The sequence below is a fragment of the Neisseria sp. P0021.S007 genome (genome assembly GCF_051956855.1).
In genome coordinates this window covers 1-759 of the sequence record NZ_JBQCXA010000403.1, presented here as the reverse complement: position 1 = coordinate 759, position 759 = coordinate 1, and the positions used below count along the sequence as shown (strand labels likewise).

The following is a 759-nucleotide window of genomic DNA, read 5'->3' as shown; positions in this document are numbered from 1 at the left end:
CTTCAATATCGCGCCCGCCGATGCCGACTGCTACGACCCCGAAAAATGGCATGAAAAAATCCACTGCTCATCCATCGAGAGGCAGTGGTTCAAAAATCTGTTGGATTTGGGCCTAACCGACAGCCTGCGCCAAATCCACCCCAAAGGCGCGTTTTACACTTGGTTTGACTATCGCGGCGCAATGTTCCAACGCAAACTCGGACTGCGCATCGACCACCAACTCATCAGCCCCGCCCTGTCTGCCGTGTTGAAAGATGTTTATGTCGATTTGGACGCGCGCGCGCAAGAACGCCCCAGCGACCATGCGCCGGTCGTGGCTGAATTTGATTTGTAAGGCGTAATCTTTAAAAAAGTCGTCTGAAAACCAAAAATTGAGTTTTCAGACGACCTTTTTTCTATTCGCTTCTGACTCGAAATCGGCTCTATATCTTGCCACTATGCCAACGTTCCACCCACTACCCGCGTACCCAACGCTTCCTTCAAAGGCAAAGCATTCAAGCGTTGCAAGGCTGTCTGAAATTCGACGAACGGTATCGGTTCCGAACCGAAACGATGCATATGCAGGGTATCTTGCTGACAGTCAATCAACTCGATGCCCAATCCAGCAAGAAACGGGACGGCTCGCGCGAAGGCGATTTTGGAGGCATCCGGCTCAAGGGCGAACATGGATTCTCCGTAAAACACCCGTCCGATTTGTACGCCGTAAAAGCCGCCCGCCAGTTTCAGACGACCTGTTTCATCGGGATAGAAACATTCAAA

At 51.4% G+C, this 759-nt stretch carries 1 protein-coding gene and 1 pseudogene; one reads left to right on the top strand and one right to left on the bottom strand.

Annotation, left to right across the window (positions count from 1 at the left end; genetic code table 11):
• Positions 1–334: exodeoxyribonuclease III (locus ACTHUR_RS13650; protein WP_440399066.1), on the top strand; the 334-nt coding region annotated here is incomplete at its 5' end.
• A 101-nt stretch (positions 335–435) separates the two neighbouring features.
• Here ACTHUR_RS13650 and ACTHUR_RS13645 read toward each other — a convergent pair.
• Positions 436–759, bottom strand: a pseudogene (locus ACTHUR_RS13645) (leucyl/phenylalanyl-tRNA--protein transferase); the annotation flags it as partial.